This window comes from Sinosporangium album, assembly GCF_900100605.1.
Classification (GTDB): Bacteria; Actinomycetota; Actinomycetes; order Streptosporangiales; family Streptosporangiaceae; genus Sinosporangium; species Sinosporangium album.
The window spans coordinates 21,467-47,053 of record NZ_FNCN01000043.1; the positions used below are offsets into that span (position 1 = coordinate 21,467).

General features: G+C 69.3%; 22 protein-coding genes. 5 read left to right on the forward strand and 17 right to left on the reverse strand.

The genetic code is table 11. The features are described from left to right. Positions 1-187: 187 nt before the first annotated feature. The 10 genes from BLQ73_RS27725 to BLQ73_RS27770 form a co-directional block, all read right to left on the reverse strand. Positions 188-1,159, reverse strand: a complete 972-nt coding sequence (locus BLQ73_RS27725) for an alpha-ketoacid dehydrogenase subunit beta (protein WP_245691491.1) — start codon at positions 1,157-1,159, stop codon at positions 188-190. 126 nt (positions 1,160-1,285) lie between these two features. Next, on the reverse strand, positions 1,286-1,525 hold the full coding sequence (locus BLQ73_RS27730; protein WP_093175089.1) for a biotin/lipoyl-containing protein: 240 nt from the start codon (positions 1,523-1,525) through the stop codon (positions 1,286-1,288). 69 nt (positions 1,526-1,594) lie between these two features. Continuing rightward, a complete protein-coding gene (locus BLQ73_RS27735; protein ID WP_093175091.1) occupies positions 1,595-2,599 on the reverse strand; it encodes a thiamine pyrophosphate-dependent dehydrogenase E1 component subunit alpha in 1,005 nt (334 codons plus the stop codon). Between the two features lie 13 nt (positions 2,600-2,612). Next, positions 2,613-3,860, reverse strand: coding sequence for a M24 family metallopeptidase (locus tag BLQ73_RS27740; RefSeq protein WP_218126051.1), 1,248 nt, complete (start codon positions 3,858-3,860; stop codon positions 2,613-2,615). A gap of 97 nt (positions 3,861-3,957) precedes the next feature. Next, positions 3,958-5,001: an ABC transporter ATP-binding protein gene (locus BLQ73_RS27745; RefSeq protein ID WP_218126052.1), complete on the reverse strand. Its 1,044-nt coding sequence runs from the start codon at positions 4,999-5,001 to the stop codon at positions 3,958-3,960. Next, a complete protein-coding gene (locus BLQ73_RS27750; protein WP_093175097.1) occupies positions 4,998-6,971 on the reverse strand; it encodes a dipeptide/oligopeptide/nickel ABC transporter permease/ATP-binding protein in 1,974 nt (657 codons plus the stop codon). The genes BLQ73_RS27745 and BLQ73_RS27750 overlap by 4 nt, the downstream gene beginning before the upstream one ends. A 2-nt stretch (positions 6,972-6,973) precedes the next feature. Then, a complete protein-coding gene (locus tag BLQ73_RS27755; RefSeq protein ID WP_093175099.1) occupies positions 6,974-7,918 on the reverse strand; it encodes an ABC transporter permease in 945 nt (314 codons plus the stop codon). After that, positions 7,915-9,282, reverse strand: a complete 1,368-nt coding sequence (locus tag BLQ73_RS27760) for an amidohydrolase family protein (protein ID WP_143020476.1) — start codon at positions 9,280-9,282, stop codon at positions 7,915-7,917. Before BLQ73_RS27760 ends, BLQ73_RS27755 begins: the two co-directional genes overlap by 4 nt. Beyond that, positions 9,275-10,951, reverse strand: a complete 1,677-nt coding sequence (locus tag BLQ73_RS27765; RefSeq protein ID WP_093175104.1) for an amidohydrolase — start codon at positions 10,949-10,951, stop codon at positions 9,275-9,277. The genes BLQ73_RS27760 and BLQ73_RS27765 overlap by 8 nt, the downstream gene beginning before the upstream one ends. Positions 10,952-11,004: 53 nt before the next feature. Beyond that, positions 11,005-12,585 (reverse strand): ABC transporter substrate-binding protein, encoded by a 1,581-nt coding sequence (locus BLQ73_RS27770; protein WP_093175106.1) that lies wholly within the window; start codon positions 12,583-12,585, stop codon positions 11,005-11,007. Between the two features lie 231 nt (positions 12,586-12,816). Here BLQ73_RS27770 and BLQ73_RS27775 point away from each other — a divergent pair, with 231 nt between their 5' ends. Further along, a complete protein-coding gene (locus BLQ73_RS27775; protein ID WP_093175108.1) occupies positions 12,817-13,599 on the forward strand; it encodes a helix-turn-helix domain-containing protein in 783 nt (260 codons plus the stop codon). Positions 13,600-13,617: 18 nt separating this feature from the next. On the opposite strand, the gene BLQ73_RS27780 is transcribed toward BLQ73_RS27775, so the two are convergent. Then, positions 13,618-14,838, reverse strand: a complete 1,221-nt coding sequence (locus BLQ73_RS27780) for a cytochrome P450 (protein WP_245691493.1) — start codon at positions 14,836-14,838, stop codon at positions 13,618-13,620. A 373-nt stretch (positions 14,839-15,211) separates the two neighbouring features. On the opposite strand from BLQ73_RS27780, the gene BLQ73_RS27785 reads away from it, so the two are divergent. The 3 genes from BLQ73_RS27785 to BLQ73_RS27795 all read left to right on the forward strand — a co-directional run bounded on the left by BLQ73_RS27785 (position 15,212) and on the right by BLQ73_RS27795 (position 16,828). Further along, positions 15,212-15,379 (forward strand): DUF3073 family protein, encoded by a 168-nt coding sequence (locus BLQ73_RS27785; protein ID WP_093175140.1) that lies wholly within the window; start codon positions 15,212-15,214, stop codon positions 15,377-15,379. A 118-nt stretch (positions 15,380-15,497) separates the two neighbouring features. After that, positions 15,498-15,857, forward strand: coding sequence for an ArsR/SmtB family transcription factor (locus tag BLQ73_RS27790; RefSeq protein WP_093175115.1), 360 nt, complete (start codon positions 15,498-15,500; stop codon positions 15,855-15,857). A 140-nt stretch (positions 15,858-15,997) separates the two neighbouring features. Next, positions 15,998-16,828, forward strand: a complete 831-nt coding sequence (locus BLQ73_RS27795) for an SAM-dependent methyltransferase (RefSeq protein WP_245691495.1) — start codon at positions 15,998-16,000, stop codon at positions 16,826-16,828. Positions 16,829-16,919: 91 nt separating this feature from the next. Here the strand turns inward: BLQ73_RS27795 and BLQ73_RS27800 are convergent, their stop codons facing one another. Continuing rightward, positions 16,920-18,272 (reverse strand): serine hydrolase domain-containing protein, encoded by a 1,353-nt coding sequence (locus BLQ73_RS27800; RefSeq protein ID WP_093175120.1) that lies wholly within the window; start codon positions 18,270-18,272, stop codon positions 16,920-16,922. Between the two features lie 260 nt (positions 18,273-18,532). Beyond that, positions 18,533-19,885, reverse strand: a complete 1,353-nt coding sequence (locus tag BLQ73_RS27805; RefSeq protein WP_245691496.1) for a serine hydrolase domain-containing protein — start codon at positions 19,883-19,885, stop codon at positions 18,533-18,535. 164 nt (positions 19,886-20,049) lie between these two features. Here BLQ73_RS27805 and BLQ73_RS27810 point away from each other — a divergent pair, with 164 nt between their 5' ends. Next, positions 20,050-20,709 carry a TetR/AcrR family transcriptional regulator gene (locus tag BLQ73_RS27810; protein ID WP_093175122.1) on the forward strand — a complete coding sequence of 220 codons (660 nt, stop codon included), beginning with the start codon at positions 20,050-20,052 and terminating at the stop codon, positions 20,707-20,709. On the opposite strand, the gene BLQ73_RS27815 is transcribed toward BLQ73_RS27810, so the two are convergent. The 4 genes from BLQ73_RS27815 to BLQ73_RS27830 form a co-directional block, all read right to left on the reverse strand. Next, complete coding sequence (locus tag BLQ73_RS27815; RefSeq protein WP_245691497.1) at positions 20,706-21,440, reverse strand: HAD family hydrolase; 735 nt, start codon at positions 21,438-21,440, stop codon at positions 20,706-20,708. The two genes, BLQ73_RS27810 and BLQ73_RS27815, sit on opposite strands and share 4 nt — an antisense overlap. 437 nt (positions 21,441-21,877) lie before the next feature. Then, complete coding sequence (locus BLQ73_RS27820; RefSeq protein WP_176955725.1) at positions 21,878-22,594, reverse strand: FadR/GntR family transcriptional regulator; 717 nt, start codon at positions 22,592-22,594, stop codon at positions 21,878-21,880. Between the two features lie 266 nt (positions 22,595-22,860). Next, on the reverse strand, positions 22,861-24,468 hold the full coding sequence (locus BLQ73_RS27825) for a SulP family inorganic anion transporter (RefSeq protein WP_093175127.1): 1,608 nt from the start codon (positions 24,466-24,468) through the stop codon (positions 22,861-22,863). Positions 24,469-25,073: 605 nt separating this feature from the next. After that, positions 25,074-25,587: pyridoxamine 5'-phosphate oxidase family protein (locus tag BLQ73_RS27830; protein WP_245691499.1), on the reverse strand; the 514-nt coding region annotated here is incomplete at its 5' end.

The following is a 25,587-nucleotide window of genomic DNA, read 5'->3' on the forward strand; positions in this document are numbered from 1 at the left end:
TGCGCACGCATTGGTTTCGTACGGCGGCGCACCGGCCACTCGCCCACGCCGGGGGAGGGCGGACGAATGGCCGGTGCACACGGTGGCCCGGCGGCGGGTCCTCCGCCGGGCCGGTCCCGGGCCGCCGGTCCACAGAGTGGGCCTGGCTGCGCCTTTTCCACGGGGGTCCCCGAGGGGGCCCTGAGGGTTAGCCCTTGAGGGCCTTGGCCACGGTGTCGGCGATGCGCCGAGGCGTGGGCAGGGCGAGGTCCTCCAGGCTGTCGGCGGACGGCAGCGGGATGTGAGGGGTGGTGATGCGGATGGGGGCGCCGTCCAGAGCGTCCCAGCGCTCTTCGGTGACGATCGACACGATCTCCGCGCCCCAGCCGCACAGACGCGGGTTCTCCTCGACGGTGAACAGGGTTCCGGTCTTCTCCACCTCGCTCAGGATGGTCTGCGTGTCGAGCGGAACCAGGCTGCGCACGTCGACGACGGTGGCCTGGATGCCGTGCTCCTCGGCGAGGAGGTCGGCCGCGGCGAGCGACCTCGGCACCATGGCGGCGAGCGCGACGATGGTGGCGTCGCCGCCTTCACGGCGGACGACGGCCTTGCCGAGCTCGTCGACGATCTCCCCGTCGGGCACTTCCTCCTTGGACGCGTAGAGCGCCTTGTGGTTGAAGAAGACGACCGGGTCCTCGTCGCGGACGGCGGCGGCCATGAGGCCGACGACGTCGCGGGGGGTCGCGGGAGCGACGACCTTGAGGCCGGGGATGGACATGGCCCAGTTCTCGATCGACTGGGAGTGCTGCGCGCCGAACCGCAGGCCGGCGCCGTTGCCGCACTGGATGACCAGCGGGAACGACACCTGGCCGTCGGACATGTAGCGGCTCTTGGAGATCTCGTTGGCGACGAGATCCCAGCAGACCGCGAAGAAGTCGCTGTACATGATCTCGGCGATCGGGCGCAGCCCGGTCATGGCCGCGCCCATGGCGGCACCGAGGATCGCCTGCTCGCTGATGGGTGTGTCCCGCACCCGCAGCGGGCCGAACTCCTCAAGCAGTCCTACGGTCGTCTTGAAGACGCCGCCGGCGGCGGCGACGTCCTCACCGAGGAACACCACCCTGTCGTCCCGGCGCATCTCCTGAGCGATGCCGCGGGCGACAGCGCTGCGATAGGTCAACAAACTCACTGGATCTGCACTTCTTTCCTGTGAACGAGAGATTCTCCCCGGTCCGCGACCGCGCAGGAGACCTGTCGTGCCCCCGCCGTCCCCCGCACGTCTCCGTGCGGGGGCGGCTCACAGGGGCTAGTCGGGGTCGATGACGCCGAGAACGGTTCCGATGTCGACAGTCTCACCGGCCTGGACCCGGATCTCGCGCAGGACCCCCGAGACGGGGGCAGGTACCTCTGAGTCGACCTTGTCCGTGCCGATCTCCAGCAGCGGTTGGCCGGCCTCCACACGGTCACCGGGCTTGAAATACCAGGAGTTGATGGTGCCGTCATCAACGGTTTCCCCCATGCGGGGCATGACCACTTCGACGCTCATTGCTGTTCTTCACCCCGATTCATGCGTTCGTTCGTACGGCAGGCTGAACGATCCGGAGCGCTTGCGCGCTCAGTTCCGCCACTCCGCGCCGCCGTCGGCCCAGACATTCGTGTAGAGACGCTCGGGCTTCGGCCACTCGCCGGCCTTGGCCTCCTCGGTCGCCGCGTCCACCTCGACACCGATCTCGGCGTCGATCTTCTCGAACACACTGGGGTCGACTCCCCGGGCGATCAGGCGCGCCCGGTAGGCGGGAAGGGGATCCTTCTCCAGCCATTCCGCGACCTCGGCGGGGTCGCGGTACTTCGCGGGATCGGCCCGGGAGTGCCCGCCGTGCCGATAGGTGACGGCCTCGATGATGGAGGGGCCGCCGCCCGCGCGGGCGAGATCGACGGCCTTCTTCGCGGTGAGGTAGACCTCTTCCACGTCGTTGCCGTCGATGACGATCCTGGGCAGGTTGTAGCCGGCCGCCCGGTCGGCGGCGGGGTGCTCGACCGCGGTGATGGTGTCGGTCTTGGTGTACTCCATGTAGAGGTTGTTCTCACACACGAAGACGACCGGCAGATTCCAGATCACCGCGAAGTTGAGCGCCTCGTGGAAGGCGCCGATGTTGGTCGCGCCGTCGCCGAAGAAGCAGACCGTGACCTGGCCGCTGCCGCGGTACTGCGCCGACCAGGCGGCGCCGTTGGCGATGACGAGCTGGGCGCCGATGATCGCATACGACCCGAGCACGCCGCGTTCGGCGTCGATGAGGTGCATCGACCCGCCCTTGCCGTGCATGAGGCCGTTGTCGCGGCCGAGCAGCTCGGCCATGAGCGGCGCGAGCGGGGTGCCCCGGGCGACCAGGTGGTTGTGACCGCGGTAGGTCACGAAGGTGTAGTCGCCGTCGGCCATCGCCTCGGCGACGCCGGAGGCGACGGCCTCTTGGCCGATGCCGAGGTGGGTGGTGCCCTTGACCAGGTTCTGCATGAACAGGTCGTAGGCACGCTTCTCGAACTGGCGGGCGGTACTCATCGACCGGTACAGCGAAATGCCCAGCTCTTCCGAGATCTCGGATGAACTTTGGACTTCCGTCATGTCAGTCCTCACATCAGTACTGGTTGGTGACGAACAGCTCGTCGGCGGGGAACTTGGTCAGCACCTCGCAGCCGTCGGCGGTGACGACGACCTCCTCCTCGATGCGGGCGGCCGACACGCCGTCGGTCGCCGGGCAGTAGGTCTCCAGGGCGAAGACCATGCCCTCCTGGATCTGCATGGGGCTGTCCAGGGAGCTGAGGCGGCTGATGATCGGGCGCTCGTGCAGGGCGAGGCCGAGGCCGTGCCCGAAGAGCAGGCCGAAGGCCTCCTTCTCGTCGTTCATGCCGATCTCCTGCGCCGTCGGCCACAGCAGCGCGACGTCGGAGGTCGACACACCCGGCTTGATGGCCTGGATCGCGACGTCCATCCACTCGCGGGCGCGCACGTAGGCGTCGCGCTGCGGCGCGGTGGACTTGCCCACCGCGAAGGTGCGGTAGTAGCAGGTCCGGTAGCCGTTGAACGAGTGCATGATGTCGAAGAACGCCTGGTCGCCCGGGCGGATCATGCGGTCGGAGAAGTTGTGCGGGTGCGGGTTGCACCGCTCGCCCGACACGGCGTTGATCGACTCGACGTCGTCGGAGCCCATCTCGTAGAGGCGCTTGTTGGCCAGCGCGACGATCTCGTTCTCGCGCACGCCCGGCTTCAGCGCCTCGACGATGTCCTGGTAGACACCGTCCACCATGGCCGCCGCCATCGAGAGCAGGGTGATCTCGTCGCGGTTCTTGATCTGGCGGGCGTCGAGCATGGTCTGCTGACCGTCGCGCACGTCGATGCCCTGCTTGCCGAGCTCCGTGAGCATCGGCATGTCGACGATGTCGACACCGATCGGCATGCCGCCGACGCCGGCGTCCTCAAGGCGGCCCTTGATCTCGCGAACGGCGTTCGCCATCAGGTCGCCCGGAGGCACCGCACCGCGCATGGTGGTCCAGGAGGAGAGGCAGTTCTCCGGCTTCATCCACGGCGCGTACATGCGGTTGTGCACGGCGGCGGAGCCGAAGTCCCACAGGATCAGCTCGCCGGTACGCGTGTAGATCGCGTAGCGCGACAGCTTCTCCCGCGTCCACTCCCCGATCGCGATCCCGGTCAGGTAGCGGATGTTGTTGTTGTCGAAGACCAGGACCGCGCCGAGGTCGGACTGCTCCAGCGCCTCCTGGATCCGACCGATGCGGTACTTGCGCAGCCGGTCGAAGTTGATCCGCTCCTCGAAGTCGACCAGCATGTTGCCCGGAGCGGGGGCGACGGGGATCCTCGGGATGGTCACGAATACCTCCTGGATATTTCATGTGACGTACGGCTCGCGCCGGGAGCCGCGCCGGTTCTGGCGCGAGCCGTACGGTTGTGGGGATGGCGTAGGGATGTCACCCGCGCACGGTGGCCCCGTGGTAGCAGGCCACCTGCTGGGTCGGAGAGAGCGGCGTGGTGAGCACAGGGATGTCGCCCTTGCACACGTCCGTCACGAAGGTGCAGCGGGTGTGGAAGGGGCAGCCCGGCGGCGGGTCGAGCGGGCTCGGCGGTTCGGAGACCGGGCCGAGCTCCCTGCGCCGTGCCGAACGTTCCGCCTGCTTGTCGGGGTTCGCCACCAGGGTGGAGGCGAGCAGCGTCTGGGTGTAGGGGTGGCCGGGAGTGTCGTAGACCTCGTCGGCGGGTCCCAGTTCGGCCAGACGTCCCAGGTAGAGCACGCCGATGGTGTCGCTCACGTGGCGCACGACGTCGAGGTCGTGGGCGATGAACAGGTAGCTCACGCCCAGCTCCCGCTGGAGCTCCATGAGCAGGTTGATGACCTGGCTCTGGGTGCTGACGTCGAGTGCGCTGACGGCCTCGTCGCAGACGATGAGCCGGGGCTTGGTCGACAGGGCCCTGGCGATGGCCACGCGCTGCCGCTGGCCGCCCGAAAGCTCGTGCGGGTAGCGGTCGGCGTGGTAGGACGGCAGGCCGACGCTGTCGAGGAGGCCGATGACCTCCTTGTCGAGCTGCCGGCTCGGCATCGGCCGGTGGCGGTTGATGCCCTGGCCGAGGGTGGTGCCGATGGTCTGCCTCGGGTTCAGCGACGACATCGGGTCCTGGAACACCACCTGCATGTCGCGGTGGTACGAGGCGGGGGCGCGGCGGCCGAAGCCGCCGACGTCCTGCCCGTCGAAGATGACCTTGCCCTCGGAGATCGGCGCGAGCCGCAGGATGGCCCGGCCGATGCTGCTCTTACCCGAACCGGACTCGCCGACCAGGCCGAGCGTCTTGCCCGCCTCGATGCCGAAGGTGACATTGTTGACCGCGGCGAGGCTGGTGGTGCGTCCGGTGATGCTCCGGCCGAGCGGGTAACGCACGGTGAGGTTCTCGACCGACAGCAGCGGGCGCGCTCCCGGCCGCGCCCCGGCCCGCTCCTCCAGCATGGTCTCCCTGCTCATTTGGCACCTGCCAGCTTGAGTTCGACCGCCCGGCGGCAGCGCACGCCGTCGTCGAGCGGGATGAAACCGGTCTTGCACTCCTCCACGGCGTAGGTGCAGCGGGGGTGGAAGCGGCATCCCTGCGGCCACGCCCAGGCGGGCGGAACCCGTCCGGGGATGGTGGCGAGGGCCTCGCTGCCGTTCGCGCCGTGCGGCATGGCGGCGAGCAGCGCCTCGGTGTACGGGTGCCGGGGCTGGTTGAACGCGCCGCGTACGGTGTTCACCTCGACGACCTGGCCCGCGTACATGACGCCGACGCGGTCGCAGATATCGGCCACCACGCCGAGGTCGTGCGTGATGAGCAGCAGCGACATGTTCAGCCGCTCCCGCAGACCCGCGAGCAGGTCGAGCACCTGCGCCTGGATCGTCACGTCGAGCGCGGTGGTCGGCTCGTCGGCGATGAGCAGCTCGGGGTCGCAGGCGAGCGCGCCGGCGATGACGACGCGCTGCGCCATACCACCGGAGAACTGGTGCGGGTAGTCCAGCAGCCGCTTGCGCGGAGCGGGGACGCCGACCAGCGACAGCAGTTCGACCGCGCGTTCCTCCGCCTGCTGCTTGGTGAGGCCGCTGTGCGAACGGATGGCGTCGGTGAGCTGGCGGCCCACGGTGTGCACCGGGGACAGCGCCGAGATCGGGTCCTGGAACACCATGCCGACGCGGCGTCCGCGGATCTGGCGGAGCGCCTCCCCGCCGAGGCCGGTCAGCTCGGTGCCGTCGAGCTGGACCGAGCCGCCGGTGACCTCGACGCCCTTCGGAAGGAGGCCGAGGATCGCGGCGGCGGTGATGGACTTGCCGCAACCGGACTCGCCGACCAGGCCGAAGGTCTCGCCCTTGCCGATGTGGAAGGAGGCGCCCGACACCAGTTCGGCGCCGGTGTGCGTGGTGACGGTGAGCCCGCTGACGGTGAGCAGCGCGTTCTTCGCCGCGTCGGCGGTGGGAGCGCTCGCCGGGGCGGTGGTGACGGCCTTGGCGGTGCCGTTCTGCTCGGCCTCGGCGGTGGCGGCGGTGTTCTTGGCGGGCTTCTTGCGCTTGCCGCCGCCGACGCCGCGCGGCGAGCTGGCGTCGCGCAGGCCGTCGCCCAGGAGGTTGAACACGAGCACGCTCAGCGTGATGGCCGCACCGGGGAAGATCGCGAGCAGCGGCTGCTCGCTGACGTGCTGGCGCGAGGCGTCGAGCATGGAGCCCCAGCTCACCGCGGTGGCGTCGACGCCGATGCCGAGGAAGCTCAGCGTGGCCTCGATGAGCAGTGCCGTACCGAGGGCGATGGACGCCTGGACGATCAGCGGCGGGGCGATGTTCGGCAGGACCTGCCGGAACATGATCGACGAGGATCTCAGGCCGAGCACGCGGGCCGCGTCGACGTAGAGCCGCTCCCGTTCGGCGAGCACGACGGCCCGGGCGACCCGCATGAAGCCGACGGCGAAGATGATGCCGACGGCCAGCATGGCCTTGCCGAGGCCGTTGCCGATGACGGCGACCAGGGCGAGGGCGAGCAGCAGGGCGGGGATGGACTGCATGACGTCGGCGATGCGCATGCCGATCCGGTCCCACCAGCCGCCGCGGTAGCCCACGAAGACGCCGAGGCTCACGCCGAGCACGAGGCCGATGGCCACGCTCTGCGCGGAGGCGATGAGCGCGGTCTGGGTGCCGTAGATCAGGCGGGACAGCGTGTCGCGGCCGAGGTCGTCGGTGCCGAGCAGGAAGGCGCTGCTGGGGCTCTCCAGCCGGTGCTGCACGTTCGGCTGCAGTGGGTCGTACGGCGCGAGCAGCGGCGCCGCCAGGGCGATCACGATCTGTAGCGCCAGGATGGCCAGGCAGATGAGCGTGATCGGCTGCCGGACCGCCCGGTAGAACATCCCGATCTTCTGCCGGGCCGTCGGGGCGTCCTCGGCGGTGCTCGGAGGCGGGTCGGCGAGAGCGACGGGTTCCATTGTCACTGCGGCCTCACCTTCGGGTTGATCAGGCCGTACGCGATGTCGGCCGCGAGGTTGACCAGTAGCACGAAGACCGCGACCACGACGATCGTGCCCTGGAGAACGGGGTAGTCGGCCCGGACGACGCTGTCCATGAGGAGCGTGCCGAGGCCCGGGATGGCGAAGATCCGCTCGATGACGAAGCTGACCGCGACCAGCACCGACATCTGGATGGCGACGACGGCGAGCACCGGCACCATCGCGTTCTTCGTCGCGTAGCGCAGCACGATCGCGCCGCGTTTGACGCCTCTGGCCAGCAGGGTCTGGACGTAGGACGAGTCCAGGGCCTCGATCATCGCGCTGCGGACCTGCCGGGCGATGACCGCTGCGGTATGCACGCCGAGGGCGAGCGACGGCAGCACCAGGCCCATCAACCAGCCGACGGGGTCCTCGAACAGCGGTGTGTAGCCGATGACCGGGAACCACCCGAGGTTCACGGCGAACACCAGCGCTAGGAGCAGGGCGAGCCAGAAGCTGGGTACGGCGAGGCCAGCGGCGACCACGACCGTCAGCAGGCGGTCGGCCACGGTGCCGGGGCGGAGCGCGCCCAGGACGCCGAGGGGGATGCCGACGATCAGCGCCACGGCCATTCCGGCGATCGCCAGCGACAGCGTGATGCCGATGCTGTCGCCGATCGATTCCGAGACCGACAGGCTGGTGTAGAGCGAGGCGCCGAGGTCGCCCTGGACGGCCGAGACCAGCCAGGAGACATACTGCTCGGCGACCGGCCGGCCCAGGCCGAGCTGCTCGGCGAGCTGAGCCTTGGCCTCGGAGGAGGCCCCCTCACCCAGGATCTGCGCGACCGGGTCGATCGGCGTCGCGTGGATGAGGAGGAAGACGAAGACCGAGACGAGCAGAAGCGTGGGCAGGGCGGACAGCAGTCGTCCGACGACGAATTTGATCATGCCGCCGGAACTTTCCTGAGGTGCGGTGGCATGGCGGGGTGCTCCTCTCCGAGCACGCGGGTCCTGACACGCTGGATGGCGGCACCCGCGTCGCCGGCGTCCAGGTCGGTGAGGCGGCCACCCTGCTTGCGCACGACGCCGCCGATGACCACGGTGTCCACGTCGGCGGGAGCCGTACGCAGGACGACGTGGTTGGCCGGGTCGCCGAGGGCCATGCCGTACGGTCCCGGGTCGATGACCACGAGGTCGGCGAGGTAGCCGGGGGCCAGCCTGCCGAGGTGGTCGCCGAGGCCGATGTGCTGTGCGGCGTTGACGGTGGCGAACTCCAGCATCGTGCGGGGCTCGACGAGCGGAGTCCCGGGGCGGCGCTCCAGCGGCCAGCGGTCCGCTTCGCGCTCCTCCTGCGCCTGCAGGTAGCGCATGATGGTGAAGGTGATCCGCATCTGGCCGAAGATGTCGACCTTGGTGCGGGCGGCGGTGTCGACGCCGAGGCTCGGCGTGACACCGGCCTTGAGGGAGCGCGCGATCACCGTCATGGAACGTCCGCCGACGAATTCGCCCTCGGGGGTGAAGGAGATGCCGCCGCCCATGGAGGCGAGCACCTCCAGTTCGTCGTCGGCCGCGACGTTGGCGTGCGCCGGCAGCATGTCGCCGCCGAGCAGCCCGAGCTGGTGGAGCTGGCGGAGCTGGCCGCCCACGTTCTGGTGGAACGTCATCCGCAGGCCGAGCTCGCGCGCGAGCGCGATCTCGGTCTCCACCTCGTCGACCGAGCGGTATTCCATGGAGGACACGGCCAGGCCCAGGCGGATCAGCTCGGCGGGGTCGTCGCCGAACTGGGCGTGCAGGTCGCGCACCTTGTCGAGCCGCCACTGGTGGTCGGTCTTCAGCTCCTCGAAGCTGCCGAGCATGCCGATCGCGAACACGGCGCGCTGGCCGTTGTCGCGGTGCGCCCGGACCGACTCGTCGGCGTGCTCGGGCGTCATGGTGTTGTGGCAGAAGTTCAGCACGGTGGTGATGCCGGCGTCGATCATCTCCACGCCCGCCGCGAACGTCGCGTCGTACATGTCCACCGGGGTGAAGCTCTCCCGCAGTGAGAACACATTGTTGTGGTAGTCCGCGTTGCCCCAGCCGTGCGCGTAGCCGCCCCGGAGGGGGGCCTGCCACGAGTGCATGTGCGTGTCATGCAGGCCCGGGATCACGATCTTGCCGCGGGCGTCGATCACCTGGGCGCCCTCGGCCTCAAGGCCGGCGCCGACCGCGGTGATCCGGTCGCCCTCGATGAGGATGTCACCTAGCACGTCCCCCAGCAGGGGGTCCATGGTGAGGACGATTCCGCCCTTGATGAGTAGGCGGCGTTCAGACACGCGAAACCCCCAGCGAACGGTTGGCGGTGGTGACGGGCAGGGTGCCGTACGGCTCGGCGGTGTGGACGACCTTGCCGCCGACGACCGTCAGGACCGAGAAGAGGTGCTGGATCTGCTCCAGGTCGACCGTGTAGTAGTCGTCGCTGAGCACCGCGAGGTCGGCGAGCATGCCCGGCTCAAGACGGCCGCGCTCTTCCTCCTCGAAGCTGAACCACGCACCGGCGGCGGTGTAGCCGCGCAGCGCCTCCTCTCGGGAGAGCAGGTTGTGCTTGGCCAGCGTCTCCTTGCCGTTGACGGTCTGGCCGGTGAGGAACCACGCGAGGGTGGTGAACGGGTTGTACGACGCGACGCGCATGGCGTCGGAGCCGAGGCCGACCCGCATGCCCATGTCCAGCATCTTGCGGAACGGCGGAGCCTCCGCCACGACCTCCTCGCCCCAGATCTCAAGGGCGTCCTCGCCCTGGAAGCGGAACAGGCCCTGGGCGAGCACGCCGCCGCCGAGCGCCTGGATGCGCGAAAGGTCCACCGGCTTGAGAGGCTCGGCGTGGACCAGCGACCAGCGCAGGCCGCTGATGTCGAACTCGGCGTGCACCTTCTCCCAGGCCGTCAGGATCGCGTCGATCGTCTCGTGCTGGTGGGCGTGGGCGTGGATGGTCCAGCGGTTCTTGGCCAGGTCGCGGAACATCTGAAGGAACTGGTCCCGCGCCTCGGCGCCCACGTCGGCGGGCTGGCCGATCTTGTCCAGCGACCGGTAGAGGATCAGCTCGCCGGCGCCGAGGACGCGCAGCATGCCGTCGCCGAGGTCGAGCGGGGTGAACCGCTGGTAGCCGGCCATCTCCTCGAACTCCCGGCCCGCCGCGGAGGCGTGCAGGGTGAGGCGGGTGCGGACGGTAAGCTCACCGCGCCGCCACGTCTCGTACATCGCGCGGTAGGTGTCGGGGCCGCTGTTCATGCCGCCGCCGTCGATGGCACCGGTGATGCCGAGCCGGTTGAGCTCGCGCGACATGGTCGCGGTCGAGGCGACCTGCTCCTCGAAGGTGGGGGCCGGCATGCGGCTGTAGAACCACTTCATCATCTCGGTGCCGCTGACCTTGCCGGTGAACCGCCCGTCGGCGTCGGTCTCGAAGTACTGCGGGCCGAGCTCGTTCACCAGGTCGGCGTTCACGTCGATCGCCTGCATGGCGGCCGTGTTCAGAACCGCCCAGTCGTAGAGGAACTGCACGTAGACCGGGTTGTTCGGGGCGACGGCGTCGAGTTCCTCACGTGTCGGGCCGCGGCCCTCGGGGAACTGGCCCGGGTGCCAGCCGCCGATGGTCCTGATCCACGCGCCGGGCGGCAGCGAGGCGGCGCGGCGGCCGATGGCCTCAAGGGCGGAGGCGAGGGAGTGCTCGTTCTCCCAGCGCACCTCATCGTTCCAGGTGCGCCCGGCTCGCATGATGTGCACGTGCGAGTCGATGAGGCCGGGGATGACCCGGCGCCCCGCGAGGTCGACCACCTGCGTGGCCGGGCCGGCCAGCCTCCTGATCTGCTCGCTGGTGCCGACGGCCGAGATCCGGTCGCCGGTGATCGCGAGTGCCTCCACTTCGTCGGCCGGGTCGTAACCCGCCATCGTGGTGATGCGGCCGTCGACCAGGATCAGGTCGGGCGTGCTGTTCTCGTTGAGGGCCATTGGTGTCTCCGTGGTGGCGTCATTTCCTGGGGTGATCGAACCGCTTGTGGCGGTCACCCCTTGACCTTGGCTTCCTTGTAGCGGAAGAGCGCGACATCGTTGGTGGTGGACACGATGTTGTCGACCTTCTTGGGGTTGTAGGCCCAGAAGCCGGTGTAGCTGAAGTAGCCGCAGTCCAGCGCCTCTTCATCGACGATCTTGGTGATCTTCTGCCAGGCGGCGTCCCTGGCATCGGGCGTCTTGGCGTCCAGGGCCTCTTCCACAGCCGCGGTGATCGCGGGGTACTCGACCTTCAGCGGGTTGCCGGACGCGTCGGGCGCGAACTTCGTCGTGTAGTAGTCGTAGGCGCCGGCGCGCGCGCCGTCCGACAGGATGGCGAGCGGGTACTTGCCGTTCTGGTAGGTGCTGAGGAACTGCGGGAAGTTCGGCAGCTCGACCGTGACGTCGATCCCGATCTCCTTGAGCTGGCTGCGGAAGAGCTCGGCGATCGGGCGCTGGGTGTCCCAGCTGATCAGAGTGAAGGCCACCTTGGGGTTGCCGAGCTCCTTCATGAGCTCCTTGGCCTTGGCCGGGTCGTAGGAGTAGCCCTTGACGTCGGGGTTGAAGCCCGGCTGCCCTTCCCTGAAGCGCTGCGTCTGGATCTCGCCCCTGCCGCCGAGCGCGGCGTCGATGTAGTCCTTGGGGTTGATCGCGTAGCAGATGGCCTGACGCAGCTTCGCGGGGTTCAACGTCTTCTTCGTGTCGTACATCTGCAGGTGCCACAGCACCGACGGGAACGACGCGGACGCGAAGCCTTCCTTTTCGGCCTTGTCTGCCAGGGCCGGCGTGGCCCAGACCACGTCGAACTGGCCGGTGCGCATCGCGTTGTAGAGGCTGTCGGCGTCGTTGATGTAGGTGACTTCGAGGTTCTGCGGGCCGACGCTGGCCTTGTCGTAGTACTTGTCGAAGTACTTCAGGGACACCTTCAGGCCGCGGGTCGACGCCGCCGTGTCGATCTTCCAGGGGCCGGTGCCGCTCGGCGTGGTCTTGTAGGAACCGTCGTCCAGCGCCTTCGGCGAGATGATGTAGGTGCCAAGCCGGGCGATTTCCATGAGCAGGCTGGGCGCGGGCCGCTTGAGCTTGATGACCACCTCGGTGGGGCTCTTGGCGGTGACGCTCTCGACTTCCTTCATGCTGCCCTGGTAGGTGCTGGGCGTGGTGCGGACGCGCTCCAGGTTCTTGACGACCGCGTCGGCGTTGAACGGCGTGCCGTCATGGAAGGTGACGTTCTCGCGGAGGGTGAAGCTCAGCTCTTCGTCGCTCTCCTTCCAGCTCGTCGCGAGCTGGGGCTGGAGCGTAATGCCGTCCTTGGCCAGCGACAGCAGGCCCTCGTAGACCAGCGCGGTGTACGTCGCGTTCTGCTTGGTGATCGTCTCCCAGTCATCGAGACGCTGGTTGGTCCCGAAGTGGAGCGTTCCACTGGGACCCGCCCCCTGAGCTCCCGTCGGGGAGGCATCGTCCTCGGCCGGGGCGGCGTTCCCCCCGCCGCAGGCGGCCAGAACCGCGGCGGCGAGAAGGCCGCCGAACCCTGCGGTTAGGGTCCGGCGGGCACCACCGACCCGCCGTGAGGGGTGTGAAATGTTCTTGTTGTGCACGGTGTGAACCTCCGCAGTGCCGTGGACCCGAGTGTGACCGCGACAACACTCTGTGCGTTATGATGAACATATGTGCAGTGACACTGTCAACAGTAGTTGCAGATTAAACCGCCATCTTGCACAAAACGTGACACTTGGCGTTAGCTATACGCGCAGATCATCAAGGTTTATCGCTGTACAGTGCGGTGGATGTTCAACGCGAGAACTCGCGTACACAGGTGAGGGGGCTCCATGAACTCTCCCAAGCCCGGCGCCAGCCCCGGGCTCGGTGTAAGGCTACGCAAGATACGGACCGAGCGTCGCATGTCGCTGCGCGAGCTCGGCCAGCGGGCCGGGTGCTCGGCGAGCCTTATATCTCAGGTCGAACGCGGACAGAGCGCGCCCTCCGCAGGGGTGCTCTACGCTTTGGCCAACGAACTGCAGATCTCCCTCGACTACCTCTTCGGCGTCAGCGATGCGGAGGGCGCGCCCGCCCCGGTTCCGACCCCCATCCCCGAGGCCCCCTCGATCTCCTGGGGTGAGTACACGCCTGCTACCCAGATCGCTCACTCCCCCGCCCCCGCGAGCCACGCCCCGGTGCCACCCCCGCCGGGCCATGCCGCCGAGGGCTCACTGCTCACCGAGGCCCCGCAGGGCGCCCCCATCACCGGCCCCGCCCTCGCCCCCGCCGTGCCCACCATCCTGCAGCGTGGAAGTACCAGGCGCACCATCGACCTCGCCAGCGGCGTGCGCTGGGAGCGGCTCACGCCGCAGGCGGACGGCCGCGTCGACTTCCTCGAAGTCGTCTACGCGCCCTTCGGCCGCTCCACCGAGTCCCGCACGCTGATCCGCCACGAGGGCCGCGAATATCTGCTCGTGCTGGAGGGCCGCCTCCACGCGGACATCGGCTTCGAGACCTACGTCCTCGAACCGGGCGACTCGCTGGCGTTCGACCCCTCGGCGCCGCACCAGTACCGCAACATGACCGACCAGCCGGTCCGCGTGGTGTCGGTCGTCATCCACCGCGCCGACTGACCGCCGGGCCGCGGCCCGTCACCAGGTGAGTTCCAAAGCCCGCGGCGAGCGGTGCATCAGTGTGGGCACCATGGTGACGGGCAGATCCGGGGAGAGCCGCAGTCCGGGCAGCCGCGTGGTCAGCGTCTCCAAGGTGACGCGCACCTGCTCCCGGGCCAGATGCGATCCCGGGCATCCGTGAACCCCGTGCCCGAAGGCCAGGTGCCGGGCCGGGGAGCGGGTGATGTCGAACCTCTCGGGCCGGTCATATCTGGCCTCGTCCCGATTGGCCGAGCCGAAGGCCACCAGGAGTTGCGCCCCCGCGGGCAGGGCCGTACCCGCGAGAACCACCGGTCTGGTGGTGATCCGCCGGAACGCCTGCACCGCCGTGTCGTAGCGCGCCGCCTCCTCCACCGCCGCGGGGATCAGCTCCGGCGAGGCGCACAGCAGCTCCCACTGCTCCCGGTCGCTCAACAGGTGCAGCACCGACGTACCGATCAGCGCGGCCGTCGTCAGATGCCCGGCGATGAGCAGGTTCAGCAAATTGGACACCACCTCCCCGCGCTGCTCGGGAGTCAGCTCGTCCGCCCCGGGCGCGAGGCCCATCACGATCTCCGAGCAGAGGTCCTCCCTCGGCCGCTCCCTGCGGGCACGCGCGTAGCGGTCGAGCATGTGCTGCAGGTCCACCATGTCGCGGGCCGCGCGCAGGCGCTCCTGGTCGCCGAGGTGGTGGAACAGCAGCGCCTCGGCCTGATAACCGCCGTGTACGGCGAAAGCCACGTCGGCCTCGTCCAGCCCGAACAGCCGGCCGATCACCTCGCCGGGCAGCCGCCTGGCGTAGCCCTCCATCAGCTCGACCCGCCCGTCCCCGGCGAACGAGTCGACCAGGGCCTGCGCCCTCTCCTCGATGAAGGGGATCAGCGCGGCGACCCGCCCGGAGGAAAGCCCTCTGTTGAGCGGTCTTCGGTAGCGCCGGTGGGCATCGCCGTCGGCCGTGACCACGGTGCCTCCGCCGCCGATGCCCCGCGCGAGTTCGGCCAGCACCTCGGGACTCGGCGGGATGTCCGCCAGCATGGCGTTCGCGGAGGAGAAGTCCTCGGGGCGGCGCAGCACCTCGCGCGCGTCGGCGTGCCTGCTGACCAGCCAGGAGTCGAGCTCGGGGATGAAGGTCAGCCCTTCGGCCGCCCTGGCGCGCGCGTAGAGCGGGTAAGGATCCCAGTAGATATCCGCGTACGGCATGCGCACCCCATCCTCGGTCAAAGAGATCCCCTCAGACTCACGCGAACCCGATCTTTACTCCCATGGTGGCAGGTCGGCCCCCTCCCCCACAGGCAGTCCCAGGATCAGCCGGACATTCACCGCCCGTGCCTCCTCGATCAGCGGCGGAGGGCCGAGATCGAAAGACTTGGCGAAATTGCAAATTGCAAGATTCTTTAATTCGCAAGGCTGTTGGGTAGAGTGGTGCTCTGTCGGCGAGCAGCGGCAGGCGCGGGCGACGACACCTCTGACCCATGCGGCCATCGAGGGCGACCCGCACCGCTGCACAGCGGCGACAATGCACAAGAGCGCGCCGGTCCGCACCGGGCGCGAGTGGGGATGGGCCGGGCACGGTCCAGACGAAGGAGTGGAGTCCATGGGGCGAGGCCGGGCCAAGGCGAAGCAAACGAGGGTGGCTCGCAAGCTCAAGTATGACAGCCATGTCATAGATCTCGATCGGCTCCGTCAGGAGCTCAACGTAGCCGAGGACTCCGAGCCGGACGACGAGGTTCCGGCGCCGGGTGACAGACAGGAAGGCCGATAACCGACAGCCCGCGGACCCCTCCGCCACACGCGGAGGGTCCGCCGGCACGAGCCCCCGGACGGCGGCAGGTCCGGACGCACGTGGCCCCCTGGGGCATGAACAGGGAAGGGAGATCATATTGAGCACGCCGCTCTACCAGCTGAAGGCCGAGTTCTTCAAGACACTCGGCCATCCGGCGCGCATCCGGATCCTGGAGTTGCTGAGCGAGCGTGATCATTCGGTCTCGGAGCTGCTTCCCGAGGTCGGTATCGAAGCCGCCCACCTCTCCCAGCAACTCGCCGTCCTGCGCCGCTCGAACCTCGTCGTGTCACGCAAAGAGGGCTCCACGGTGCACTACTCGCTGACGACGCCGCTGGTGGCCGACCTCCTCGACATGGCGCGGCAGATCCTCACCGAGATGCTCTCCGGCCAGGCCGAGATGCTGCACGATCTCCAGGCGGCGCACGCCCCGCTCCGGGCCGCCTCCTCACGGAGCTGAGACCGCCGACGTTCGTCGGACCTCATCGTCGGACTTGTCCGCAAAATTCTGTTCGCCATCTGTTCCTTATGGATGGCCCAGCTCGGCGGCAACTATGCTTGTTCTTGATCATCCGCGGGGTCGGACAGAAGGAACATCCATTGACCGAGAGCGACTGGGATCAGCAGGAGAAAGACCGGGTTCCGCCGACGGTGGACCCGACCAGACCGAGCATCGCACGCATCTACGACGCGATCTTAGGCGGAAAGGACAACCTGGCGGTCGACCGGGCCGTCGCCGAACTCGCCTGCAAGGCGTTCCCCGACGGCGGGGAAGGGGCCAGGCTCAACCGCGCCGTGCTGGCCCGAGCCGTACGCCACATGTGCGAACAGGGAGTCGATCAGTTCCTCGACCTGGGCTCGGGGCTGCCCACAGTCGAGAACACCCACGAGATCGCCCAGGCGGTCAACCCCGACGCCAAGGTCGTCTACGTCGACAACGATCCGGTCGTGCTCACCCACGGCCGGGCCCTGCTGGCGACCAACGCCAACACCACGGTCGTGACGTCCGACCTCCGCACCCCGCAGCAGGTGCTCGAACACCCCCAGATCTCGGGTTTCCTCGACATGTCCAAGCCGATCGGCCTACTGCTGGTCGCCATCGTCCACCACGTGCTGGACGAGGAGGACCCCGCGGGTCTCATCGCGGAGTACAAGAAGGCCCTGGCCCCCGGCAGCTACATGCTCATCACGCACTTCACCAACTCCACCCCCGAGGCGCGCGAACTGGAGACCGTGCTGCTGAGAACCATCGGCCGCGGCCAGCTCAGGAGCCGTGAGGAGATCACGGCCTTCTTCGACGGGTTCGAGCTGGTGGAGCCGGGTGTAGTGCACCCGCCGCAGTGGCGTCCCGACGACCTGCAGGGCCCGGCGCCGCAGAAGCTCAGCAGTCTGCTCTACCTGGCGGGACTGGGCCGCAAGCCGGACGCCTGACGTCCACGGACCGTGCACATGGCACATGGCACTGGGCACATGGCACTGGGCCCCGCCGCGTGGCAGCGGCCGGGCCCAGGGCGTGATCGGCTCAGACGCGCGGCAGCGCCCGGCTCAGGAACACATGGGTCGCCTTGCCTCCGTCCATGATGAACGAGAGCACCTCGTGGTGGGCCCCCTCGCCTTCCACGGCGATGAAGACATGCTCCGACAGCGCGACATACCGCTTCGTCGAGGTCGGCATCTCCTCAAGGCCCGGCAGTTCCCCCGGTGCGGTCGACACCTGGAGGGCGCCGCCGCCCGCGTCCACGACGTCGTAGCGGAGGATGGGGGCGGCGTAGGAACCGACATACGGAGCGGTGTCGACGACCTCCGGCTCGGCCGGAGGCTTCGGCGTCACAGGGCGGGTGAGGCCGGCGACGTCGCGGGCTAGGGGGGTGACGACGTCGTCGAGCAGCCCCATCACGTCGCCGCCGTTGACGGCCAGGGCCAGGACGACCCCCCGTTCGGGGGCGATCCACCAGGTGGTGGACTGCCCCGGCGTGCCGCCGTCGTGCCCATAAGCGCCACCGCCCCAGCCGTGAAGCTCCACGCCGAGCCCCCAGGCGGAGGGGAAGCCCGGGAAGTACGGCACATCCACCTGCGGCGTGACCATCGCACGGACCGACTCCTCCGACAGCACCCGCGTGCCGTCCTCGGCGACGCCCCCCGCCAGCAGCATCCGCCCGAACCGCACCAGCTCACGCGGGGCCAGGCACAGCGTGGAACCCGCGGGGCCGTTGCTCCGCGGGGCGAGCCACGGCCTCACCACCTGCGGCTTGTCCGGCGGGCCCCCATGTCCGGCGGCGGCCCGGAACAGCACCGCCTCCTCCGGCAGCACCGCTACCTGCGTGCATCCGAGCGGCTCGGCGAGGTGCTCGCGCAGCGCCTGCTCCCAGGTGCAGCCGCGGAGCCTGGCCACGATCGCACCCAGGACCACATATCCGGAGTTGCAGTAGGAGAACGTGCTGCCCGGCTCGTCGATCTGCCCGGCGATGCTCAAGGACTTCACGTAGATGTCGACGCAGTCGTCGCCGCGCCCGGTGTCGGTGAAGATGTCGCCGACGAAGCCGCCCGTGTGCGTGAGCAGGTGCCGTACGGTCACCCGCGCCGCGGCCTCCTCGTCGGCCAGCGTGAACTCCGGCAGGTAGGCGCGGACAGGCTTGTCCAGGTCGACCAGGCCCTCGTCGACAAGCTGCATGATGAGGGCGGCCGTCCACACCTTCGTCGTGGAGCCGACCTGGTGCACGCTGTCAGGGGTCGCCTCGACACCCGTCTCCACGTTGAGCACACCGGCGGCGGCCTCGTGCAACTCGCCGTCGGCGTAGACGGCGAGGGTCGCACCGGGCACGCCGCGAGCCTTGACCGCCTCGTCGAGGGTCTTCTGCAGTTCGGAGAGCGTCATCCGATCCCCTTTCGTATGGAGAGCGCCGGTAGTTGCTCGGCTGCGCCACGGGTAAAGTGCATCGCACGTTATAGGGGCGGATCAGTGCGCGCCACATTCGATCCGCCAAACTCGGCAACCGTCTTCGTACACCCCGACATACAGGGCGGACACCTGTGTCAGAGTGCCTCGGCCGCGGCGACCTGCGCCTGGTACGCCTTGTGCACAGTGCGGGGCCGTGACGCCGGGACCCGGCGTCACAGCCCGCAGGGGTCTCCCGCTCAGACGCGGGGCAACGCCCGGCCGTCGAACAGGCGGGCGGCCCTGCCGTCCTTCATGGCGAACGAGATCACCTGGTGCTGTCCGCCGAGGGGTTCGGTGCCGATGAAGGTGTGCTCGCCGTACGCGACGAAGCGCACGGCCGTGTCCGGCAGCCCGAGTGCGGAGATCGGGCCGGTGACGGTGATCTTCACTTCGAGCGCGCCGTCGACGGCGGCGACGTTGTAGCGGACCTGCGGACCGGCGTAGACGCCGACGTAGGGGGCGGCGTCGGCGCGGGCGGGCTCCGCCGGGGGCACGGGCCTGGTCTCGGGCACCAGTCCGGCCTGGCTGGTGATCGGGTTGACCACGTCCTCGACCAGGCTGTCGACGTCACCGCCGTTTGCGTTGACGGCGAGGACGACTCCGCTCTCCGGGGCGATCCACCAGATGGTGCTCTGCCCGATCGTGCCGCCAGTGTGGCCGTAGGCGCCGTTGCCCCAGCCCATGATGGTGAACCCCAGCCCCCAGTGGCCGCCGAAGCCGGGCAGGTCCGGCACCTTGAACTGCGGGGTGAGCATCTGGCGGACCGACTCCTCCGCCAGGACGCGCGTCCCGTCCTCCGCCACACCCCCGGCCAGGATCATCCTGGCGAAGCGGACCAGCTCGCGGGGCGCCAGGTTCAGCATCGAGCCCGCGGGGCCGAGGCTGCGGGGAAGCTGCCAGTGGGGTGCCGGCACCGGCTCGGAGGCACCTGGCGGGGTCACGTGGCCGAAGGCGGCGCGGAACAGCAGGGCCTCCTCCGGGTACAGCGCCGCCTGCGTGCACCCGAGGGGGGTCAGCAGGCGCTCACGCACGACCTGCTCCCAGACGGCGCCGCGCAGCCTCGCCACCAGCGCGCCCAGCACGATGTAGCCGGAGTTGCAGTAGGCCAGCGCCTCCCCCGGCGGCGTGACCTGCGCGGCCGTGGAGAGGCCCTTTACGTAGATGTCGACGCAGTCGTCGCCGCGCCCGGTGTCGGTGAAGATGTCGCCTTCGAAGCCGCCGGTGTGGGTGAGCAGGTGCCGTACGGTGACCCGCGCGGCGGCGTCCGCGTCGGCGAGCGTGAACTCGGGCAGGTAGGTGGCGACGGGCTTGTCCAGGTCGACCAGGCCCTCCTCGACGAGCTGCATCACCAGCGCGGCGGTCCACACCTTGCTCGTCGACCCCACCTGGAACACGCTGTCGACGGTCGCCTCCACGCCGGTGTTGACGTTGAGCACACCGGTCGCGGCCTCGTGCAGCGCGCCGTCGGCCCACACCGCGATGGCCGCGCCGGGCACGCCGTGGGCGCGCGCCGCATCCTCGAGGTTCTTTTGGAGATCGTCCAGCATCATGGTGCCCGTCCCTTCCACCTACGGCCCGCGGTCTGTGCCGGGGCGGGCCGCGTCCGACTTCCGCCAACCGTTAACGTATAAAGCACGTTATGGAGGACGTCATTGCGTCGCCATGGCGGATCCACCAAACGGTCCACGTTTCTTCGTCCGAGGAGACCTAGCGCATGACGGCCCCGAGACGCACCCGTGTGCGGCGCAACTCACTCAGCCGAGCCCTCGTCGTCGAGGCCGCCATCACGCTGCTCGACCGGGACGGCCCGGACAAGGTCACCATGCGCGCCGTCGCCTCCGCGCTGGGCGCGCAGCAGATGTCGATCTACAACTATGTGAGCGGCAAGGCCGACCTGTTCGCCGCCGTCGAGGAACATCTCTACAGCACACTGCGGGTGCCCGATCCGGCCACGGCCGGGATCGAGGAGTTCGTCGGCGTCTACCGCGAGCTCTGGCGTCTACTGAAGGCCCATCCGTGGCTGGTCCACCTCCACATCGCGGTGGTGGACGTGCCGGACATGCGCCTGCGCATGGCCGAGGCGACCTACGCCATCCTGTTCCGCCTCGGCCTCTCCGCACGGGAGGCCGTCATCTTCTCCACCGCGGCGGGAAACCTCGTCCTCGGATGCGCCGCGCTGTACGCCGAAGCGCGGCACACCGACGTCGAGGCGGACCGGGCGGCGGCGATCAGGCGGCTCGCCGGCGGCTACCCCTCGCTGATCCACATCACCGAAGTCCAGGACATCGTCCTGCAGGACGATGTCCTGGACTTCGGGCTCGCCGCCCTCGTCCGGGAACTGCGCGAACGCACTGGAGCCGGCGGAGCCGCCTAGAAGTGGTCGAGCAGCTCGGGGAAGGCCGACAGGTGGAGGACCCCGGCGTCGCCGGGGTCGAGTTCGTCGTGCTCCAGCACCCAGGTGTGGGCGTGCGGGATGAAGACCGCGTTCATGCCCGCCCGCCGCGCCGGGAGGATGTCCGACTTAGGAGAGTTGCCGATCATCCAGGTGGCGGCGGGCAGGAGCGCGAGGTCCGCGCTGATCCGCGTGTAGGTGGCGACGTCCTTCTCGGGCACGATGTGCACGCTGCTGAAGTGGTGGGCGAGGTCCGAAGCCTCGATCTTGCGCCGCTGCTCCTCGACGGCGCCCTTGGTCAGCAGCAGCAGGTCGTGTCTGCCGCCGAGCTCGGCGAGCGTGTCGGCCACCCCCGCGACGAGCTCGACGCGGCGCTCCGTGAGCGCGACGGCCAGCCGATCGATGTGGCGGAGCTCGGCCTCGGAGGCCGGCCTGCCGCGGAGCCGGGCGAAGCAGTCGGCGAGGCTGCGGAGGAAGACCAGCGTGCCGTAGCCATGCACGCGCGTGTTCGCCTTCTCGATTTCGTTGAACACGGCGCGGCGGGCGTCCCTGTCGGACTCGGGATGCTCGACCCAGTCGAGAAAGTCGCCGATGATCCGCTCGAAGATGACGTTGTTCTCCCAGAGCGTGTCGTCGGCGTCGAAGATGAGCACTTGCCGGTCGCGTCTCACGCCCGGCCTCCCGCTCTGGGAGGCCGTCTCCGTCGGTTTCACTGAAGCTCCTCACTCCCCTCGCCCCGACTTGGGGCCACAGGGAGCGTACATTTCCGGAGCGTCCGCAGGCTTCAGGTTTTTACCTGGCCTCCGCCGGGGCCTCGCATCCCCTGAAATACAGGGGAATCCACCGCGTGACCTGCGCCGTGGTGCGCGCGGCGGCAAAAAACTCCCCTCGAACTCTTGACATAGGCCACGACCAGAGGTGAGTGTATTGGCATAGCCACTTATCCGATTGGCTGATGTTGGGACGGATAGGTGCACCGGGAGGCGGTTTGACCGCGGAATCGCCCGCTTCCCACGCCGGTGGTGCATACGGAGCGGCGGCATGGACGCCGCGCGGGTGTCCACACAACCCCAGTGGACACCCCCAGCCCCGGCTCCGGGTGGGCGGGACGGCCTGATCCCCAGTCACAGCCGTCTCGCCCGCACCGGAGTCACCACTTGTGAGTGTGGCGGCGGCCCAGGTGGTCCATCACCATCGTGTGGTGGTTCTGGACGGCGGACACCGCCGCGTCCTCGTCGGCCCGCTCCAGCGCGTGCATGATCGGCTCGTGGATCGCAATCAGCCTACCCGCCGCACTCGGCTTCAGCCAGGCGGGCACCTTCTCGCTCTGGATCCACGGATCGTATTCGTAGCGGATCACCGCCGTGTGCACACTCTCGTAGATCGACGACAGGAACGGGTTGCCCGAACGCTGCACCACCGTGGCGTGGAACACCGTGTCGGCAGCGATCCACGCCGACGTGCTGCCCGCGGCCTCCTTCAGCTTCTCGAACGCCGCCCGCACGTCGTCCAGCCCTTCGGTGCCGCCGCGGCGGACCGCCTCGCGAACACCTATCGTCTCCAGCCACAAACGGAGCTCGGCGAGGTCCGCCACGGACTCCTTGTCGAGTTCCAGCATGAGACTGACCGACGCCGTCATGCTGCGGTCGGGCCTGTGCACCACGTAGGCGCCCGACCCGGGGCGGATCTCCACCAGGCCCATCAGGGACAGGGTGCGCAGTGCCTGACTCACGGTGGGGCGGCTCGCGCCGAACCTCACCGCGAGGTCGCGCTCGGAGGGAAGGCGGGTGTTCTCCGCCAGATCCTCGGTCACGATGAACTGGCGGATCTGCTCGGCGACAAGCTCCGACAGGCGGCTCACGGCCACGGGGCGAACGGGTCCGAAATCAACGGGCCCAGACCGACCGCGCCCCGCACCACCGGCCGAACCCTTCGATGCCTTCATGAGCGACTGCCCCTTCTCGTCATCAGATCCACGGGCGAGTCTAGGCCGTTTATCCTCAGCGCGCCGCCCCGCTTCGGCGGCATCTCGCACTGCGGCGAGGGGGTTTGCCGACCTCTGTGATCCCCGGTGTCCGCGCCCATGGCACCCCCTCGCGCTCAGATGTCGCCGATCAGCTGGAATGCCGGTGGTCAGGGGCTCGCGGAGGGGAGCACATATCGGCCGGCGACAAGGTGCCGGGCGTGCGCGATCGCCGATGGGGTGTCGGTGAAGACCGACCCCTCGCAGGCCACGCCGAGAGCGGTGAACACCCTCCTGTGCTGGGGCCGTACGCCCGACAGCAGGACCGTGATGTCGCGCTGCTCCAACTGCTTGATCACCTCGCCCAGCACCTGGGCCCCGGTCGCGTCGACGGTGGTGACCTGCGACATGCGCAGGATGACGACCTGGACGTCGGCGACGGCCCCGAGCTGGAGGAGGAACCGGTGGGCGGCGGCGAAGAACAGGGGTCCTTCGAAGCGGTAGGCCACGATGTGCTCGTTGAGGAGCCGGCGCTCCTCGTCGGTCTGCGCGCCCGCGGCCCCGCCGAGGGGGACCCGCTGAACCTGGACGCTGCGGGCGACCGCCCGGACCGCCAGCAGGATCGCGACGCCGATGCCGACGACGACCGCGGTGATGAGGTCGAGCGCGACCGTCACGGTGAACGTCAGCACCATGACGAGCGCGTCGCCGCGGGTGGAGCGGGCGATGGCACGCAGCGAGCCGATCTGGACCATGCGCACGGTCGTGCCGAGCAGCACGCCGGCGAGCGCGGCGAGGGGGATGCGGGCCACCAGGCCCGCGAGCGCGAACACGATGACGGCCAGGACCAGCGCGTGGACGACGGCCGACAGGCGGGAGCGGGCCCCGGCGCGCACGTTGACCGCGGTACGGGCGATGGCCCCCGTGGCCGGCACCCCGCCGAACAGCGGCGTCACCAGGTTGGCGACTCCCTGGCCGAACAGCTCACGGTCCGGCTCGTGGCGCTCGTCGGCGCTCATGGTGTCGGCCACCGAGGCGCACAGCAGGCTTTCCAGCGCGGCGAGCGCGGCGACGGCCAGGGCCGCCGGCAGGAGTACGGCGATCGCCCCGAAGTCGAGGAAGTCGAGCGAGGGCGCGGGGAGCGTGGCGGGCAGGGCGCCGATCCTGGCGATGTCGAGCTCCAGGGTCTCGGCGGCGAGGGCGGCGAGCGCCACCGCGATCAGCGAGAACGGCACTCCCGGCCGCCACTGCGCCCCAATGAGCATCACCGCGGCGACCAGCAGGGCGACCAGAGGCGCCTCCCAGGAGGGCGCCCGCACGAAGGCCGCCACCGCCTCCGCCGCGACCTGCCAGACCCGCTCGGCAGAGCCCGCGGCGACGCCGAGCGCGGCGGGGATCTGCTGGAGGGCGATGACCACGGCGATGCCGGCGGTGAACCCTTCGATCACAGGAGTGGGGACAAAGGCGGCGAAGCGCCCCACTCTCGCCAGGGCCAGGCCGAGCAGCATCACCCCGGCGAGGAGCCCGACGAACAGCACGCCGTTCACCCCGAACTGCGCGATGATCGGGACCAGCACCACGGTCATGGCGCCGGTCGGCCCGGACACCTGGAGGTTGCTCCCTCCGAAGACCGCGGCTAAAAAACCCGCCACGATCGCGGTGGCGAGCCCCGCCTGCGCGCCCGCCCCCGAGGTGACGCCGAAGGCCAGGGCCAACGGCAGCGCCACGATGGCGACGGTGACACCTGCGACTAGGTCGCGCCGCGGATCGCGCCGCATGGCCGCAAGGTCAGCTCGGCCGGGCAGCAGGCCATGGAACAGGGCGGTCAGTCTGCGCTGCGTCCACGCAGTTGCGAGTGCCGTACTCACCCGAATCTCCCCTCACTCGTGTTTCGGTGCTCTTCACTCCGGTCACGCGCGGGTAGCGGATGAGCGCGGGCCCTCCGTCCATGCCGCAACCGGTGGTGCGATGCGCTGAACAACTCACGGGGTGCCGAGTCCGGTTGGGAGGCCCGCATGTTGGGCTCGCCACGACCGAACCCACTCCGACACGACTGACCACATATTTGGCGTGGTACGGCATGTGCGGGGTTAGCCAATTGCGCAAATTCATAGGGATTGGCGAAACGCCAATATTGTAACCATGCGTAACACCTATCTGACTAACCGTACATGCCCACTGAAGCGCTTGGTACAGAAATCCCAGGCGGCGGGGATCAACACCAGTCGTTCCCCTACACCCCGCCAACTCTTCGCCCCGGACATGATCATGCCTCCGGCGCATTCCGCGTCGGAGGCGTGAGCCGACAGGATCAGAGGGGACCAGACAGGACCAGACGGGGTCGGGCGGGGTCGGGCGCGCTCAGGCCGGGGCCGGGCCGGGGTCAGGCGCAGACGCGGATGCGGCGGCCGGTGATCTCGCCCGCGTCGACGCGCACGTAGAGCTGGCGGTCTCCGCCCGCCCACGGACGCACACCGAGGGTGGCGACGGCGTCGCGCTCCTCCTCGGCGACGAGGTGAGCGCCGCCGCGCACAAGGACGCTCCAGCCTTCCCGGTTGACGTCGTCGATCCGATCGACCTCGAAGGCGATCTTGAAGGCGAGCCCTTCGACGCCGGTGCGCAGGCCGCGGTCGAGCGGGCCGCCGAAGGCGGTGCGGAAGTAGACCGCCCCGTCGTGCAGCACGTAGTTGACCGGGAGCACGGTGGGTCCGCCTTGGTCGTTGAAGCCGACGCGCCCGACTCCGCCGGGGGCGATCAGGCGCAGGCAGTCGGCGCGGTCGAGCATCTCCAGGACGGGTTCGCCGGTGCCGCAGCGGGGGCCGCTGCCGGGCGGGCGTTCGACGGAGCCACCGAGAAGCTCGTCGGGCGGGACGGAGAGGGCCGAGGCGAGACGGGTC